We start from the raw sequence: 16,114 nt of genomic DNA, 5'->3' as shown, positions 1-16,114 counted from the left end.
TTTATTCCTTAATAAATTTATCGAATGAGTGGTTTAGTTTAGGTAATGTTTTTGCTACCTCAGTATCAACACGGTTTTCAATTAAAGCGGACAGTAAGGTTTTAAAACGCTCAGTATGTCTTTCAATACGGTCATCTTCTAATGCGGTTCTAGCGCCAAATAGCACTAATGGAGCGATGTATTCCATATTGGTTAGTGAAGCCATCTGCTCAAGCGGATGTAGAAGCTCACGGATAGTGAACTGATTATATCCATTCGTTTGGTAAGCCTCTTCCTTACCTCCAGCGGTGATAGCACATAGAAAGGTTTTCCCTTTTAGTGCATTACCGTCTGTACCATAAGCAAAACCGTACTCTAAAACCATATCTTGCCACTCTTTTAAAATAGCTGGGGTTGAGTACCAGTAAAGCGGAAATTGAAAAATTACAACATCATGATCTAAAAGTTGTTTTTGTTCTTTATCGATATCAATATTGAATTTTGGATAATCATGGTACAGATCGACAACAGTGACATTTTCAATTTTTTTAGCTTGCCTGATTAATGCCACATTAACTTCAGAGCGATGTTGAGAAGGATGAGCGAATAAAATGAGTACTTTTTTAGCTGGGTTTATCATAAAACCTCTTTCTATTATTTAAGTTATTGTATTTATACTTATATGATAGCAAGAAAATATAATAGAAATGATTTTCAGCTTATGAAATTTGCATAAATTCTAACAATTAGGCTTTTTAGTGCACATGAGGCGTAGATGATAGGTTAATTAGTGCAATACCAATGCTGATAAACCCAATACCTAACCAAATTTTATTGTCTAAATGTTGATGATAAAATGCACTCGAAATCAGTGTTACCGCAATGATAGCTAAGCCAGCCCATGATGCATGAGCAATCCCTACAGGTAATGTTTTCATTGCTTGGCTAAGAAAATAAAAAGCACCTAGGTGGCCAGTAATTACAATGACATTTGGTATTAGATGTGAAAGCCCATCGGTTGCTTTTAGTGCTACGTGTGAAAACGCTTCTGAAGCAACGGCAAGAAGAAGAAAGAGCCATCCCATTTTATGAATTCCTATTTAGCTGAGTTGATAAGTAGACGTAGTATAGTTATTTCAAATTTAATGATAATAGCTAAAAGGATGAATTACTTTTACGTGAGTGTAATAATGAGAGGGTGAAGAGAAGTTGGCTCAATATTGATAGTATTGAGCCTAATTTTTAGAAGAAGTTAATTGAGCGACGACCACTCTCAGGATCTACCGTAGTTGGTTGATCTGGCTTTTGTTTTTTCTTCTTATTTTTTTTGTTTTTTGGTGCTGAATGCTCTGGTTCACTCGGCATTGGTTGAGGTTTTTCTTCGATTTCTGGTAGTTCACCAACAGGAGTATCACAAATTACAACGTAATATTCTTCATTAAACTCAATAACATCGCCATCATACATTTTACGACGTTTACGTTGTTCTAATTCACCGTTTACACCAACATAGCCTTCGCCAATAACATGTTTAGCTTCACCACCGCCACTAACAACGTTAGCAATTTTTAGGACTTTATATAGCTCGATAGGTTGAACGTTTACTTCAACACCAATGGCTTCAACTTCAAATTCTTCTTGATCTGACATGAGGATCTCTTTGATTAGCAATTACACGTATTGTAACTGAGGGTGTAAGTGTCGCCTAGGGCTATTTTTTATCTAAATGTAGTTAATGATGGTTATGTAATTTGGTAACCACTACTTGCGTTCTGTTTTTAATACGTGAATAGTGGGAAGTATATTTCTGAAGTTATATTCGTGATAAGAGAAGTTGAGGGACATTATGAAAAAACTGATGCTAATAAGTACAGTGTTACTTCTTGCTGGGTGTGCGGCAACACCAGAAAAATTGCGCCAATCTGAGCCGAATTTGTTGTTAGAAAGCACTAAGGATTCAGAGCAAATTGCAGATTGCATTACTGAAAAATGGGAGAGCTTGGATTATTTGATATATAGTCCTGTAGTCAATTATCGGGTAAAAGATTCAGGTTATCAGGTCACGCATTACATCGACGGCGAACTAACGCATTTAGCTGATATTAAAACTACTTCCACTGGTTCTAAAGTGCAAGTATATACCACATCCATAGAGCTTGAGTTTTTAGAAGATAAAGCTCTTAGTGCTGTTAAAATGTGTAGTTTATAGTATTGGAATTAAACGGTGCTGTATTGATAGCACCGTTTTATTAAGAGTTAATCAACGATTTCAACATCTGTTTTAGGAACAGAGCAACAAGCCAGTATCATTCCTGCATCTTTTAATTTTTGATTAAGAGCGGGAGAATCTTCTTGTTCAACTTCCCCAGATTCTAATGTTACTCGACAAGCACCACATAAACCGGCACGACAGCTGTTATTTATGCTTAATCCTGCCTCTTCGACTTGCATAAGGAGCGGTTGCTCCGTATTACCCGTGAATAAGTGACCATTTAAGCTGATAGTGATTTCTTCTGGAGTATCCGGTTTTTTACTTGTGTGTGTGATTGCTTTTTCCTCTAGTGCTTCAGAGCTAGAATCAAGGTAAAACTCTTTTTCTTTACTTTCTAAAACCTCAATCTTATCACCTAGCTTAATTGTGCCTTCATTTTTGGCAATGAGGTTTTGCCCAAAATACACATTGCCACTTTCATCAGCGCGGAAAGTTGAGAACGTTTTTAAAGGTTCTTTATCTGGGTGATATTGTGCCGTTCTTGGGTTTACTGTTGTTAAAATGCAACGTTGGCAAGGTTTTACTATTTCAAATTCGACTTCACCAATGCGAATACGCTTCCAAGAATCTTCAATAAAAGCATCATCACCAGAAATCACTAAGTTTGTGCGAAATTGCGACATTGTATGATGGCTACTACTGCGCTTATTTAGTTCTGCAAGAGAGGCTTCGCTAATGACAAGCAATGGATAACCATCGGCAAAGCTCACGTTTGTTTGGATTTTTTCACGGATACGATTTGATTGCTCACCAGTATAAAGTAATTGCGCATCTGTTGATAAAATTGAAGAGAACCATTGATTAGCTTCTTGATTCGTTGAGTAGGCAGAAAAAGAGTCATTCCATACTTTTGCTTCTGTCTGCTTCATCTCTAATTCATTGAAAGTGAGATGCAAATCAATTAATCCTGGATAACAAAGAATTAGACCATCAGGTTCAATGAGCGCACTAATTTTAACCATTTGGGGATGAGTGCGAGCTGTGATCATTTTACCATTGAGATCAGTCACCATAAAACGGCGGTCACATTGCAATCCTTGCTTTTCAACGTAAGCGCTAGATTGAGGTACACCTGCAATTGATTTAACAGGAAAAATGTTTATTTGAGATAAAGTTGAAATTGTTTTGCTCACAATGATGTCCGTATTATATGTGTTATGGAAATAAGGAGTGTACCAAAAGTACTTGAGATACACTCTTTCAATGATTAAGTCATTTGGAAAGAAGTAAAATTAACGGTAGTTATAAAGTCTTTCTCTGTTTGTTCTATGGTGAATGCCCAGTTCATTCTTTCACAAATACGTTCAACAATAACTAGGCCACAACCATATCCTGCATTATAGGTATCATTGCCATCGTGGCAGTTGGTAATGCAAAGTTGGTTGTTATTAAGCTCTATTTGAATGTCTCCAACACTGTAACTGAAAGCATTCTTGATTAAGTTATTAATCACAACGGTAATAAAGCTACTAGGGGCAAGGCAAGGCTCTCCTTTAATGATTGAAAGTTGTGCCCCCATCTCTTGTTTGGCAAATAAAGGCTGTAAGTGATCGAGTTGAGTTTTTAGAATATCTTCAATTTTATAATGATGAAAATGATGCGCTTCAATGTCTTGTTTACCTAAAAGCAAAAAGGTTTCTGTAAGCAGTGTCATCTCTTCACTTGCTTGATGTAAGCGATTAATCGCTTTTAAAGCAACGTTTGGTTGATTTGGTACTTTTGCTAATAAATCAGCAGAACCTTGGATTACCATTATTGGTGTTCTCAATTCATGGGAAGCAAAGCGACTGAACTCTTTCTCTCTCGTAAAGAATTGAGCAATATGATGTTTGCTTTCTAAAAGAGAACGTTCAATCTCTTGGGTTTCTTGATATTTAGTATCAATAGTAAAGTCTGGGTGTTCGGGAGACATTAATCCTACTTTATGTTGGATATGACGAAGTGGCACCGAGATACTACGAACAAAATAAATACCATATAAGATCATTAATATGGTTGATATAGTACCTAAGAAGAGAGTCAATGTGTGTAGGTTTGCCTCGTATTCATCCAAATAGTCATCTGCATCATCTTGAAAAAGAATATACAGGAGCCCCTCACCAGAAGGATGTGGACTAACGATAAAGTGCTTATCTTCTGTGCCTAAAAGTTGCTCATACAAGCCTGCTTTTTTATAGTTATTTAGCCAAAGAGGGTGTTCTCTTTCACTCCAGTATGTAGAAAACTCATCTTCATTAGGTAATGGTGTATCTTCACCTAGCTGTGCGTATTTTTTGATGTATTGGTTTGCTTCTGTATCTAACCAGTGATGCAAGCTAATGATCTCTAATTGATCTTCTGCAATATAAATAACCGCCCAGAATAATCCGAACATCAAAAAAGTGAGGATGCCAAATGTCCAACGGATTTTTTTAAAAAAGCTTGGTTGTTGCGAGCCTTTATTTAAGTCGGTAGCCTTTTCCATGAATGGTCTCTAGTCTTGGAATATCAAAATCTTTATCAATGGCGTTTCTTATGGTGTACAAGTGGCTTCTTAGGGCATCACTTGATGGTGATTCATCACCCCAAACGTGTTCAATGACTTCATTTTTACTGACAATATCAGGTGCTTTTTTCATTAATAACGCAATAATTTTTAATTGTATTGGCGCTAGTTTAATGAGCTTTTGTTGGCGATATAATGTACCAGCCTTTATATCCATTTCCATGTCTTCAAAGGTCAGTTTGCCTATGTCAGTTCTTCTGCCTCGTTTAGATAGTGCTAATAAGCGTACGTGCAATTCTTCCATGGCAAATGGTTTCACCAAATAATCATCACCGCCTACCTCAAAAGCATGAACTTTATCTTCCAATGTATCTTTAGCGGTTAAAAAAAGAATTGGCGTACTACAAGCATAATCATTACGCAGAACTTCAACGGTACTAATACCGTCGAGCTTAGGCATCATGATATCCATGACAATAACATCAAAGGTTTCTTCTTTTAATATTTCGATGGCGGCTGCACCATGGTAAGCACAATCAATGTCAATGCCAACAAGCTCTAAATAATCAGCAATGGTTTCTGCTACATGGTGATTATCTTCAACAATTAATACTTTCATTTTCTTCTTCACGAATCCTTCACACTCCATACGCTATTTTACCCCCATAAATTGCATTAAATATAATAATTAGGTTAAAAAATGAAGAAAGTTGCTGTTTTATTATTAGGTAGTATGGTTTTAACGGGTTGTGGTTCTGATGAATCAAGTGATAGCCGCGCATCAAGTACTTATATGGGGGAGATTGAGTCTGTTAATGCTCATGCAGATTCAATGACGGTTAATGCTATGGCGTTAAGTTTGTCTAGTGCTCGAATTGAGTTGAATGGTCATTATGTTGATTCCACAGAGCTTGAGCCAGGCATGCAAGTTGATGTTGAATACGATGATGGTATTGCATATGAAGTTGATATTGATCCTGAAATTGTAGGTATCGCGACTCTGGTTACTGAATCTGAAATTACTGTTAATGGCCAAGTATTTGAATATGCAAATATCGCTAAAGATCTTGTTGGAACTAATTCGAATCGAGTGATGTTATTTGGGTATGTTGATCAAACAGGTAAATGGGTGATTAATGCAATTCACAAAGCGAATTTCTTACCAGCAGAAGATTTATATGAAGGTAAAATTACCTCAATTGATAAAGAGAACTCGCATTTTAATATTGGAACAATGAAAGTTGACTATTCAAATGCTGGCATGGATTATGAAGATTTAGCCGAGCTAAAAGTTAACGCTTGGGTTGAAGTCGAAGGGCACTTTAGCACTGATTTTAAAGCTTATGACGTCGATGTTGAAGATGATCTAGATTTAGCAAATGCGGAAGTAGAAGGTTACGTTACAGCACTAAATAATGATAAAACATTAATGACGCTAAACGGAAGAACTGACGTTGTGATTACGGAAAACACTCGCTTTGAAGATGGCATTAAAGATGAATTGAAAGTTGGTTCTCGAGTTGATGTTGATTTGATAAATAATGCAGGTCAATTGCAAGCATCAGAAATTGAATTTGATTAATTAGTGAAAATATTAAAAACCACTGACTTTCATGAGTCAGTGGTTTTCTGTTTTTGTAGGTAATATAAAAAATAAGTCATCATGAATGGTTAATTAGCGTTACTATTTAGTTTAGATGTAATAAATACAAATAAGGAAACACAATGGCTGGGTTAAGTTTATTAACATTATTAGATGATATTGCTTCAGTTCTTGATGACGTAGCATTGATGTCGAAAGTTGCCGCGAAAAAAACAGCTGGTGTTTTAGGTGATGACTTAGCGCTTAATGCACAGCAAGTTTCTGGAGTGAGAGCTGAGCGTGAGATACCAGTCGTATGGGGGGTAGCTAAAGGCTCTTTTCGAAATAAATGTATTTTAGTTCCTGCAGCATTATTAATTAGCTCTGTAGCTCCTTGGCTAATTACGCCATTATTATTAATTGGTGGTTTGTTTTTGTGCTTTGAAGGTGCAGAAAAGATTCATGAAAAATTTTTTGAACACCATGACGTAAAAGAAGTACATAAGAAAGAAAGTGAAACGAACCAAGAAGACATTGGCGATTATGAGCAAAAGAAAATCAAAGGTGCGGTTCGTACTGATTTTATTCTTTCAGCTGAAATTATTGTGATTGCATTAGGTACAGTACAAGGCCATCCATTTTTAACACAAGTATTAGTCATGAGTTTAATTGCAGTGTTAATGACGATAGGTGTTTATGGCTTAGTTGCAGGTATTGTCAAAATGGATGACCTTGGTTTTTACTTACAACGAAAAAGTGAAGGTAAAGGCGTTATTGGATCTATTGGTAATGGATTGGTTGCAATGGCCCCTAAGCTTATGAAACTACTAACTATTGTTGGTACCATTGCTATGTTTTTAGTCGGTGGTGGCATTGTGGTTCACAGTCTTCCATTTGTTCACCATGCGTTAGAAAGGGTGGTGAACCTACTTCCTTCTATTCCTTATGTATCCGCAACTTACCTAACTATTGGAAACGGATTTATTGGGTTATTTAGTGGTTTGATTTTACTTTTTCTTATGAGTACCTACCAAAAAATAAAATCAAGATAACATTATTGACCATCTGTAAATTTAATCGCAATGGCTTCGGCGTTACCGCGTTCGAAGCCTGTATTGCCTCCTCCTTTTAATCCCCAAGTACCTTCTTTTGATGCTCTAACAATAATGGCATCAGCACCTAACTTTTCAGCTTCATCTTGTAGCTTTGCAACCATCCCTTCATTACTTCTATCGTGAAAAATTGTTTGGCCAGTTTGGGTATTAATGATCCCGAGTTCAGTATAGGTTCTTTCCGTTGGTGGACTATAAAATACTTCAACAGGGTGTGTGTTAACTGTATTTTCATTAGTAACGGTTGTTGTTTTTGCACAACCAAAGAAGGATAGAGTTGAAATAATTAAAAGAGATTTAATAAAAAATGATTTCATATTTGCCCCTGTAGTTTTAAAAGAGAAACAAGCCGATGCATGAATCACCGGCTGTTTGAGTGATTGATGTAAACCTATATTAATTAATGTTCATGTGCTGCTTCATAAAGCTTAGCATCAATTTCTTTTCCTTTTTCTGGACGAGGAACTATTTCAAATTTTTCATCAGCGTTAGTGAGTGAATCGGTAAGCTTTTTCAATACTGATTTATCACCTTTAATGATCGCTTTTCCATTTTCTAGCAATGATTTTAAGGTTGTTTTTTGTAGTAAAATACTTGAAACATCACCTTGTTTGATAATTAATGATGCATCGGCTTTCATTTGCTTATCAGTTAAAATGTTATTTAGATTACCGTTAGACATTTCTACAAAATAGGTCTCTTTGTTATCAGGAATAACAAGGTTTAACGTAAATGGAGTATGTTGTGCTTTTAATGAATCCACACGAACCGCTAAATAATCTAATAAGTTTTCAATTGTCATATTAGCGAGGACATCTGGCGATGCAGTCTTGGGTGCGCCAGGTAAAGTTCCTACACGTAATTCTTGTGCACCAGTTAAGTAAATGTTTCTCCATCCAGCCCCTTCTGCTTGATAACCTAATTGTTCATAAGTATCTGCAAGCAGTCTACGGGCATCTGTATTTTCAGGTTCAGCTTGAATTACTTTGTTTAAGACGGTTGCAACAAAACGATATTCACCTTTAGCAAAATCTGTGGTTGCTTTCTCAACAATTACATCACTGCCTCCCATATATTCAACAAATTTCACTGATTCAGGTTTTACTGGTAATGGATTTAAGTTAGCTGGGTTCATATCAAAATAGCCTAAATACATATTATATACAGCACGTGCATTATGAGAGTATGTGCCGTGATAACCATTGGTGTGCCATGTCTTTTGAATGCTCTCAGGCATCACCGTATAAATTTCATCACCCATGTCTTGCAAAACAACACCGTTGTTAGCTAGACGCAGAGTTTGATTATGAGTAAAGCCATAAGCATCACGCTGCATTTTTAAGTAATCAGAAATTTCATCCGTTCCCCAAACTGGTGCCGAGTGTGATGCAAAAAGAACATCAGTGTCTGCTCCCCAAGTAATTAGCATCTCATTAATTTTTTTCGACCATTTGAGCCCATCACGTACTTTTGCTCCGCGAAGCGTATAAAGGTTATGCATGCCTTGGTATGTAAGTTCACCAGTCCATAGAGCCTTTAAACTTGGGATATAAGTGACCATTTCAGATGCGGCTTCTGTACCTGATGCATCCATAAATTGCATCTCTAATCCATCAATGATCAGGGTTTCAATTTCGTCGTTATGGTTTAACTCGTAATCAGGTAGTACGTAGGTAATTGCCCCTTTTGATAACCCTTTAGCTAATGCTGCATCAACAATACCGTGTTCGTGACGATTTAACGTAGCACCATATTGGTAAGCTGTACGGCGAGACATAGCGTTACCAGCTAAAACATTTTCATCTACAATTTCTTTCGTAATAAATTTTGAACCGTACACTTTTACATCAGGAAATGCTTCTTTTATTGCTGCTGAACCACCAAAATGGTCGGCATGAGAATGAGAGTAGATCATTGCAATAACGGGTAAATCACCGCCTTCTGGCACATTTTCTTGAAAGAATTTTAGTGACTGACTTGCAGACTCTTTAGTTAACAATACATCGTAGGCGATCCAACCATTTTCACTACGTATAAAAGAAATTGATGCTAAATCAGTGCCACGAACTTGGTATATTTTCCCTGGAATGACTTCATATAAACCTTCTGCTGCTTGGTTTAAAACTGCTTGTCGCCATAATGATGGATTAACAGAATCAGGCGCATTATCTGCGTTAGCTATTGATGGATCAATAAAGTCAAAACTATTACGGATGATGTCACCTGTTTTTTTATCAAATGAAGCAATTAAACCTTTGTTGTTATTTTCAAAAGCTCGTATATCAGAAAAGTTTAGTGTTTTAGCGAATGCTTTATTTTTTTCTATTGTTGTTTTTGTTGCTGGTTTACCGCCTTGATTTCCTATGTCGCTAAAATGTTCATGGTTATGTTCGGCTGCAATAGAACCTAAAGAGATAGAAGATATTAATACCGCTAAAATTGTCTTTTTCATAAATCCACCAATTTAAATAAACTATAAATTATTTATCAATTACAAATTTTGTGAGGTCACTTTAGTAAGTTAATCCTCAGTGTTGATAGGAATATTAAAGAAATTGATACATTTAAAAAGAGAGAACACGCTATACTGACTATTTATAATATAAATGCAATGATGTGCTATTTAAGTTCAATTAAGGGAGTTGACGGTGTCAAAACAAAAAGATTTTGATATGAATCTATTACGGGTTTTTGTGTCCGTATGCCAAACAGGTTCATTTACTAAAGCATCAGAAGAGCTAGATTTAACTCAATCTTCTGTAAGTAATGCTATTCGTCGTTTAAAAAAAGCGTTAGGGAACGAACTATTTACGAGGTCTGGGCGTGGTATCGAGATGACAGCTTTCGGAAAGCACTTTTTTGAAGCTGTGGAGCCATCAGTTATGTCTTTAGTTAATACCATTGGTCGAGACGATAGGTTTGAGCCTTTGACGTCGTCACGAAATTTTATTGTGTATGCTTTAGAGTCTGTATTACCCCGTTTGCAAATACGTTTAAGAGAGTTATTAAAGGGGAGTAATATTACAGTGACGTTAAAGGAGCTTCCTAGCAATGAAGAAGAAACATTTGATGCCTTGATGCGTGAAAAAGTGGATTTGGTGCTTGATGTAATGAAACCACATCAATCTTCTCTAAAAAGTGTGATTGTTTCTGAGGATGCCGCTTGTTGTATCGTACGTATTGGGCACCCTCGAATATTTGGAGAAATTACTCATGAACAGTATTTTAATGAGGATCATGCATTTCTAAATATGCGACGAGTAAAACAAACCATTACAGAGTTTTTAGCTAAAGAGGTATTACCTAAAAGAACAATGGGGAGCGAACATACGTCTATGCTTGGAATGATGGCTTGTGTTGCACAATCTGATTTTGTTGGTGTTAACTCTGTTCGATTAGTTTCGCAATATAAAGAACAATTTAAATTACAAATGTTGCCATTACCTTTCTCAACACGTACAACCTCAATTCATATGATTTGGTCCATAAAGTCGCAAAGTAATAGTGCAAATCAATGGCTGCGAGAATTGATCATCGCAGCCGAAAGAGATTAATCGCTTTAACTTAAGGAACCAACCAAGCGGTTGCTTTTGATTTAGATAGAAGCCAACTTAATAGTAATGCACCAGAACCACTAAGAATAACCCAAACAGGAATAACCCATAAAGGATGGCCTGTATACCAACCATAATTTTTCATTGGCCATAAGAAGATAGGGTGGAGTAAGTAAATACCTAAACTGTATTTGCTGATGAATCCAATAATAGTTTGAGATTGATCAGAGAGTGATTCTCCAAAGTATCGGCATACATAAAAGAGCATTGCAGCAGCGGCAACGGTATTAATGGTTTTGTAAGAAAGCCATCGTCCTACTGTGTATTCGTCTAGCGCTACACTTTGGCTTATTACCATGAAAACGGTTGTGATAAGAGCAAAGGCACCTAAGCTGATAGCAATAGTTAGATTTTTCTTGCTCAGGTTAATGCGTTGATAAAGTGTATAACCAAGCAGCAGATAACCACTATATAACCAAATCTCCATGCTCCAAATACCTTCGAATTTAATTAGATAGAAACAGGTTGTTAGCAACCAAATTCCGAGCAAAGAAAAAAGAGCAGTATCATCTAATTTTTGCACCAAGACTCTTAGAAAAGGAATAATAAAATAGAGTGGTATAAAGTAATAAAAGAAACCTAAGTGGTAGTACGTATATTCAAAAGGTAAGTCAATAAGTACTGACTTAGCTGAGTCAAAGTCGTAACCTTGAGTTGTTAATCCTGAAAATAACGCATAGAACACTGACCAAAAAAGAAAGGGTACTAATACTTTCCCTAGACGCTTTTTTATATAATAAGATGGGTTAAATTCTCGCTGATCACTCAGCATTAAAGCCCCTGTTATCATGATAAAAACAGGAACAGCCCACCGACTTAGTCCGTTTATGGTAACAGCGCTTGCCCATTGATCAAAAGGAATTACATTCAACTCATTACGATATGGGGCTAAGACATGGATGGCTACAACGGCAATTGCAGCTATGCATCTTAGTAAATCAAAAAAGAAGACTCTTCCCATAATATTCCATCCTAATTTAGTGAATTTTTAGTGTAGCAAATAGATAATCAGTTTTATGTATTAGCTTAAGTATTGTCTCTTTATAACGCAATCTCCTTTAACTGATGTCCTAGAATTGTAAGTTACATAAAAAATGTTAACACAAACGTAAATTAACTAATGTAACTGGAATTACTTAATAAACAACAATTTTATGATGTATCATTAACATTAGCTATTAAATAATTATTTAAGGGGTGAATATGAAAATTGTTGCAGGAGCACTGGTTGCACTTTTTGCGTGTTCAATAAGCGCAGAAGAAGATTCGGATTATACTATCAGTCCATATATTGTTGGTGGTAGTGATGCCAACGTTGCTGATTATGCGTTTATGGCATCCTTAATGTACGAGTATGACAATCAACCAGGTACTATTTACCCGTTTTGTGGCGGCTCTGTCTTGGATAGTATGCATATTTTAACCGCAGCGCATTGTGTCTATGATGTTCCTAATTTTACTGTTGGTGATATGAAAGTGGTTATTGAAGCAAATGATGGCCAAGATATGTTGTCTGCCGACAAAGTTCCCGTTGAGAAAATTTATTATCCAAGCGATTATGATGATGATTCATTATTAAATGATGTTGCTGTTTTAAAACTGAGTCGCCCATTAACTAATTATACGTCAGGACATGTTGCAGAATTAGGGGATTTAGCTGAGCAAGGATACCGTACTGCTGATACAGATTTTACTATTGTTGGCTATGGGCGCTTAGGTTCTAATCAAGCAAATTCAAACGTAGATTTCTTATCAGCTACAGTGAAATATGTTGATCCAGCTACGTGCGATATTTGGTCTAATTTTACGACTTCAAACAAACAAGTATGTACAACCGGAAGCTCACTTGGGAACGGATTAGTAACGGCTACCTGCCAAGGAGACTCGGGCGGACCATTGGTTTGGGACAATAACGGAGTTAAAACTCAAATAGGTATCGTTAGTTTTGGTCCTGGTGTGTGCGGTGATGAGGCTTTAGCAGCACAGTCGGTGTTTACTGATGTAAGCCAATATAAGTCATGGATACGACAAGCACAAAATGGAGAAATACCTCCAACGATTACAGCAAGCAGCGGTGGTGGATCGGGTGGTTCAATCTCTTTTGCTAGCTTTGTTAGTCTCGTTGCATTTGGTTTGTACCGACGAAGAAAAACGAGATTTTAATGTTGGAATAAATAGAAAAGGCATAGTATTCGACTATGCCTTTTTAGTATTAAGAATGCTTATACGTATTGAAGAACAAGACGATTCCAAACTCTCTTTTGATGTTCAAATTGCATTTTTATTTGTTTATGTTGGACATTTAAAAGTGCTAATTCGTATTTTTTCGATAACGTGTCTTTTTTATTCTCGATTAACTGTTTTTTTGAATCGTAGTATTCAGCCATTCTTTCAATTAATGCGTCATACTCAGCTTCTAAATGCTCTTTAATTGCATGGTAATTATGTAATGTAGCAATTTTACTTTCTGCTTTTTTACGTAACATGAGCGCTTTGGCTTTTTCTATTTTTGCTTGCGGACTAACACGAAGTTTATGAGCTAGACCTAGCCATGAGCAGGTTTTAATAAACCATTTTGTTGGATCATATTGCCACCAGTAAATTCCATTTCGGTAGTCATTTTCAAAAATGTGGTGGTAATTATGATAGCCTTCACCAAAAGTGAAAATAGCTAAAAAGCCGTTATCTCGAGCTGTATTTTTTTCTGTATAAGGTTGAGAGCCCCAAATATGAGCTAACGAATTAATAAAGAACGTTGTGTGATGACTTAATGTTAGACGAACAGCTCCTACCATTAATAGCATACCTATGATATCGCCATAGATAACACCTAATAATAGAGGTACGCCAATATTCATTATAAGCGCTAAGGCAATATAGTGTTTGTGTTGCCACATGAGGATATTGTCTTTTTGTAAATCTCGACAGTTGCCATAATCGTCATAGGTAGCTGGTTTATAATGACGTAGCATCCAACCTATATGAGAGAACCAAAAACCACGCTTAGCTGAGTAGGGGTCTTTGTCATTATCGTCAACATGACGATGATGAATACGATGATCAGATGACCAATGAAGTGCACTATTTTGTAATGCAAAAGCCCCACCTAAAGCAAAAATGAAACGTAATGTTGGATGGGCGTTATATGCTTTGTGCGACCATAAACGGTGATAACCAGCAGTTATGGATAGGTTACAGAAGCTAAAAGTTAAAAGTAACCAGATCCAATGCTCACTGCCTAGTGGATTGTAATAAGCATAAATCGGGGTCGCAACAAATGCGAGTAGGAAGCTAGATGTAAAAATAAATACATTTAGCCAAATAATCGATGGTTTGGTTCCTTGATTCATTTTGTAATATCCATTTAAGCGTACAGTTGTGCGCTAGAATAGTTTGAGATTAAATTATAGTCAAGAACAGACATTTAAGAATATGTAACAAATGCGATATAATTCAAGTCGAATTAAGTTTAGGGAAACAACATGAAAATCTCATTTTCTGAAGGGGATATTATTGCTAATCAACGTGAGATAGTTATTCGATTAAGCAATAAATCAAGAACGACTCTGCAAGCCGAAGTGGATGTGATTACTTTAATTGGTGGAGTGAATGTAATTAATGCCGTAGGCAGTGGTGCAAAATGGTCAGTTAAGCTAGATGATGAAGAGCAACTGCAACAATTGGCCGAAGAGATCGGTATTGCAGTTGAATACTACTAATTGACAAGATTAATCCTCAGGTGAAACAATTTGGTTTTTCCCTTGTTGTTTCGCTTGATACATGTTTTTGTCTGCCGTTTGAATTAAGGATTCAATGTTACAACTGGTAGCTTGACACTGGCTTATACCAATACTGGCAGTTATGATGTGGTGATGATTAGAAAATTGATATACTTCTAATTCACACTTTTTTAAAATGGTTGCGGCAATAGCTTTTGCTTGTTTCAAACTATGGTTTGAAAGAAAAACAATAAACTCTTCCCCTCCCCAGCGACCGACAATGCCAGATTCTCCAACGGCTTTTTTACATAAATTGGCAAAACGGACGATTACTTCATCACCTGAAGCGTGTCCAAATTGGTCATTAATCCATTTAAAGTCATCAATATCGATGAGTAAGCAGATTTCAGAACAAGTGTCACTGTCGATGATTTTTTGATTAAGCTTTTCAGTTATCGCTCTACGATTAAATAACCCAGTTAAGTCATCATGTGATGCTTGATATTCTATTTGACGCTCAAGATGATATTTTTCAGTTACATCAATAATTGAGGTCTGTATTGCGGGTAGATCTCCCCAATCAATGACACTTTCAAATAGTTGGAAATAACGAGTTTGACCGTCAAAGCAGATGTTTTCAACAACATCATTAGTTGAGTTTAATTCTTTTGAGATCAGCTGCTGATATAGATTGCGGGCATTTGTTTGGTTGTACTCAGGTATAAGACACATAAAACTATCTAATGCCATCACTTCTGCCACAGAGTTTGCTTTTACTAGATCAACAAAAGCAGGATTTACCATAAGTGGTTTGAAATCTCTATGAACCAGAATTCCTTGTAATGAATTCCAAATAAGGTCTTTATATTTCTGTTCTTGGTCAAGGATTTGTTGGTTAGCCTGATCAATCGTTGACATATCAATTACTGTAATTTGAAGAGCAGATTCTTCCTCCCATTCAATAACATGATCGACAGTCAAGACTGAAAAGATCCGTCCATGAATATCTTGATTTACATATGAACGAACTTTAGGGGTTTCTTTACCTTGCATTACATCATCATAGGCTTGTTGAGCTATTTGATGATATTTAGGATCGATAATATCAAATAACGAACTAAGAGCCATGACTTCTTGAGCGGACTCGAAACCAAACAGTTGTGCGTATTTTTCATCAACAAATAGTGGAGTAAAATTTCGATGAATAACGACGCCATACATTGAGTCTATATGGATTGGTTTCATGGGCTACCTTAGAACATAAATCTGTAATGTGTATGGTATACCTTTATGACAAATAAGGGAAATTTACGAGCTATATTAGTGAGATAGATAATGATACTACTGTCAT

General features: G+C 36.3%; 17 protein-coding genes. 6 read left to right on the top strand and 11 right to left on the bottom strand.

Annotated features, from left to right (window positions below; genetic code table 11):
- Position 1 precedes the first annotated feature (1 nt).
- From GNP81_RS01990 to GNP81_RS01980, 3 genes are all read right to left on the bottom strand, one after another.
- The gene (locus GNP81_RS01990; protein WP_155674051.1) at positions 2 to 619 is read right to left on the bottom strand and encodes an NAD(P)H-dependent oxidoreductase; all 618 of its coding nucleotides are present in this window, start codon (positions 617 to 619) and stop codon (positions 2 to 4) included.
- A 115-nt stretch (positions 620 to 734) separates the two neighbouring features.
- Positions 735 to 1,064, bottom strand: coding sequence for a DMT family transporter (locus GNP81_RS01985; RefSeq protein WP_155670108.1), 330 nt, complete (start codon positions 1,062 to 1,064; stop codon positions 735 to 737).
- A gap of 157 nt (positions 1,065 to 1,221) precedes the next feature.
- The gene (locus tag GNP81_RS01980) at positions 1,222 to 1,629 is read right to left on the bottom strand and encodes an RNA-binding S4 domain-containing protein (protein WP_155670106.1); all 408 of its coding nucleotides are present in this window, start codon (positions 1,627 to 1,629) and stop codon (positions 1,222 to 1,224) included.
- A gap of 196 nt (positions 1,630 to 1,825) precedes the next feature.
- On the opposite strand from GNP81_RS01980, the gene GNP81_RS01975 reads away from it, so the two are divergent.
- Positions 1,826 to 2,188, top strand: coding sequence for a hypothetical protein (locus GNP81_RS01975; RefSeq protein WP_155674050.1), 363 nt, complete (start codon positions 1,826 to 1,828; stop codon positions 2,186 to 2,188).
- A 47-nt stretch (positions 2,189 to 2,235) separates the two neighbouring features.
- Here the strand turns inward: GNP81_RS01975 and GNP81_RS01970 are convergent, their stop codons facing one another.
- The 3 genes from GNP81_RS01970 to GNP81_RS01960 form a co-directional block, all read right to left on the bottom strand.
- Positions 2,236 to 3,384 (bottom strand): YcbX family protein, encoded by a 1,149-nt coding sequence (locus tag GNP81_RS01970; protein WP_336495466.1) that lies wholly within the window; start codon positions 3,382 to 3,384, stop codon positions 2,236 to 2,238.
- A gap of 74 nt (positions 3,385 to 3,458) precedes the next feature.
- On the bottom strand, positions 3,459 to 4,715 hold the full coding sequence (locus GNP81_RS01965; RefSeq protein WP_155674049.1) for a sensor histidine kinase: 1,257 nt from the start codon (positions 4,713 to 4,715) through the stop codon (positions 3,459 to 3,461).
- Positions 4,690 to 5,355, bottom strand: a complete 666-nt coding sequence (locus tag GNP81_RS01960; RefSeq protein ID WP_155670102.1) for a response regulator transcription factor — start codon at positions 5,353 to 5,355, stop codon at positions 4,690 to 4,692. The genes GNP81_RS01965 and GNP81_RS01960 overlap by 26 nt, the downstream gene beginning before the upstream one ends.
- Positions 5,356 to 5,436: 81 nt before the next feature.
- On the opposite strand from GNP81_RS01960, the gene GNP81_RS01955 reads away from it, so the two are divergent.
- Together GNP81_RS01955 and GNP81_RS01950 are read left to right on the top strand one after the other, a co-directional pair.
- Positions 5,437 to 6,318, top strand: a complete 882-nt coding sequence (locus tag GNP81_RS01955; RefSeq protein WP_155674048.1) for a DUF5666 domain-containing protein — start codon at positions 5,437 to 5,439, stop codon at positions 6,316 to 6,318.
- 143 nt (positions 6,319 to 6,461) lie between these two features.
- The gene (locus GNP81_RS01950) at positions 6,462 to 7,370 is read left to right on the top strand and encodes a DUF808 domain-containing protein (RefSeq protein WP_155674047.1); all 909 of its coding nucleotides are present in this window, start codon (positions 6,462 to 6,464) and stop codon (positions 7,368 to 7,370) included.
- A gap of 2 nt (positions 7,371 to 7,372) precedes the next feature.
- Here the strand turns inward: GNP81_RS01950 and GNP81_RS01945 are convergent, their stop codons facing one another.
- Both GNP81_RS01945 and GNP81_RS01940 read right to left on the bottom strand, forming a co-directional pair.
- Positions 7,373 to 7,747, bottom strand: coding sequence for a hypothetical protein (locus GNP81_RS01945; protein WP_155670096.1), 375 nt, complete (start codon positions 7,745 to 7,747; stop codon positions 7,373 to 7,375).
- An 83-nt stretch (positions 7,748 to 7,830) separates the two neighbouring features.
- Positions 7,831 to 9,882, bottom strand: coding sequence for an alkyl/aryl-sulfatase (locus GNP81_RS01940; RefSeq protein WP_155674046.1), 2,052 nt, complete (start codon positions 9,880 to 9,882; stop codon positions 7,831 to 7,833).
- Positions 9,883 to 10,078: 196 nt separating this feature from the next.
- Here GNP81_RS01940 and GNP81_RS01935 point away from each other — a divergent pair, with 196 nt between their 5' ends.
- Positions 10,079 to 10,984 carry a LysR family transcriptional regulator gene (locus GNP81_RS01935; RefSeq protein WP_063644448.1) on the top strand — a complete coding sequence of 302 codons (906 nt, stop codon included), beginning with the start codon at positions 10,079 to 10,081 and terminating at the stop codon, positions 10,982 to 10,984.
- 10 nt (positions 10,985 to 10,994) lie between these two features.
- On the opposite strand, the gene GNP81_RS01930 is transcribed toward GNP81_RS01935, so the two are convergent.
- A complete protein-coding gene (locus GNP81_RS01930) occupies positions 10,995 to 12,008 on the bottom strand; it encodes an acyltransferase (RefSeq protein WP_336495209.1) in 1,014 nt (337 codons plus the stop codon).
- A gap of 239 nt (positions 12,009 to 12,247) precedes the next feature.
- On the opposite strand from GNP81_RS01930, the gene GNP81_RS01925 reads away from it, so the two are divergent.
- Positions 12,248 to 13,207: a S1 family peptidase gene (locus GNP81_RS01925; RefSeq protein ID WP_155674045.1), complete on the top strand. Its 960-nt coding sequence runs from the start codon at positions 12,248 to 12,250 to the stop codon at positions 13,205 to 13,207.
- A 59-nt stretch (positions 13,208 to 13,266) separates the two neighbouring features.
- On the opposite strand, the gene GNP81_RS01920 is transcribed toward GNP81_RS01925, so the two are convergent.
- The gene (locus GNP81_RS01920; RefSeq protein WP_005422196.1) at positions 13,267 to 14,394 is read right to left on the bottom strand and encodes an acyl-CoA desaturase; all 1,128 of its coding nucleotides are present in this window, start codon (positions 14,392 to 14,394) and stop codon (positions 13,267 to 13,269) included.
- A gap of 132 nt (positions 14,395 to 14,526) precedes the next feature.
- On the opposite strand from GNP81_RS01920, the gene GNP81_RS01915 reads away from it, so the two are divergent.
- Positions 14,527 to 14,763, top strand: a complete 237-nt coding sequence (locus GNP81_RS01915) for a DUF3389 domain-containing protein (protein WP_155670085.1) — start codon at positions 14,527 to 14,529, stop codon at positions 14,761 to 14,763.
- A gap of 9 nt (positions 14,764 to 14,772) precedes the next feature.
- Here the strand turns inward: GNP81_RS01915 and GNP81_RS01910 are convergent, their stop codons facing one another.
- Positions 14,773 to 16,008, bottom strand: coding sequence for a sensor domain-containing diguanylate cyclase (locus tag GNP81_RS01910; protein WP_155674044.1), 1,236 nt, complete (start codon positions 16,006 to 16,008; stop codon positions 14,773 to 14,775).
- Positions 16,009 to 16,114: the final 106 nt, after the last annotated feature.

This window comes from Aliivibrio fischeri, from assembly GCF_009727955.1.
Classification (GTDB): domain Bacteria; phylum Pseudomonadota; class Gammaproteobacteria; order Enterobacterales; family Vibrionaceae; genus Aliivibrio; species Aliivibrio fischeri_A.
The sequence above is the reverse complement of the archived record's forward strand: the minus strand, read 5'-3'. Positions and strand labels throughout refer to the sequence as shown.

Coding starts and splice junctions, on each gene's coding strand:
- GNP81_RS01955 (WP_155674048.1), top strand. CDS start 5,437: ATGAAGAAAGTTGCTGTTTTATTATTAGGTAGTATGGTTTTAACGGGT.
- GNP81_RS01975 (WP_155674050.1), top strand. CDS start 1,826: ATGAAAAAACTGATGCTAATAAGTACAGTGTTACTTCTTGCTGGGTGT.
- GNP81_RS01950 (WP_155674047.1), top strand. CDS start 6,462: ATGGCTGGGTTAAGTTTATTAACATTATTAGATGATATTGCTTCAGTT.
- GNP81_RS01960 (WP_155670102.1), bottom strand. CDS start 5,355: ATGAAAGTATTAATTGTTGAAGATAATCACCATGTAGCAGAAACCATT.
- GNP81_RS01910 (WP_155674044.1), bottom strand. CDS start 16,008: ATGAAACCAATCCATATAGACTCAATGTATGGCGTCGTTATTCATCGA.
- GNP81_RS01940 (WP_155674046.1), bottom strand. CDS start 9,882: ATGAAAAAGACAATTTTAGCGGTATTAATATCTTCTATCTCTTTAGGT.
- GNP81_RS01920 (WP_005422196.1), bottom strand. CDS start 14,394: ATGAATCAAGGAACCAAACCATCGATTATTTGGCTAAATGTATTTATT.
- GNP81_RS01915 (WP_155670085.1), top strand. CDS start 14,527: ATGAAAATCTCATTTTCTGAAGGGGATATTATTGCTAATCAACGTGAG.
- GNP81_RS01980 (WP_155670106.1), bottom strand. CDS start 1,629: ATGTCAGATCAAGAAGAATTTGAAGTTGAAGCCATTGGTGTTGAAGTA.
- GNP81_RS01985 (WP_155670108.1), bottom strand. CDS start 1,064: ATGGGATGGCTCTTTCTTCTTCTTGCCGTTGCTTCAGAAGCGTTTTCA.
- GNP81_RS01945 (WP_155670096.1), bottom strand. CDS start 7,747: ATGAAATCATTTTTTATTAAATCTCTTTTAATTATTTCAACTCTATCC.
- GNP81_RS01965 (WP_155674049.1), bottom strand. CDS start 4,715: ATGGAAAAGGCTACCGACTTAAATAAAGGCTCGCAACAACCAAGCTTT.
- GNP81_RS01990 (WP_155674051.1), bottom strand. CDS start 619: ATGATAAACCCAGCTAAAAAAGTACTCATTTTATTCGCTCATCCTTCT.
- GNP81_RS01925 (WP_155674045.1), top strand. CDS start 12,248: ATGAAAATTGTTGCAGGAGCACTGGTTGCACTTTTTGCGTGTTCAATA.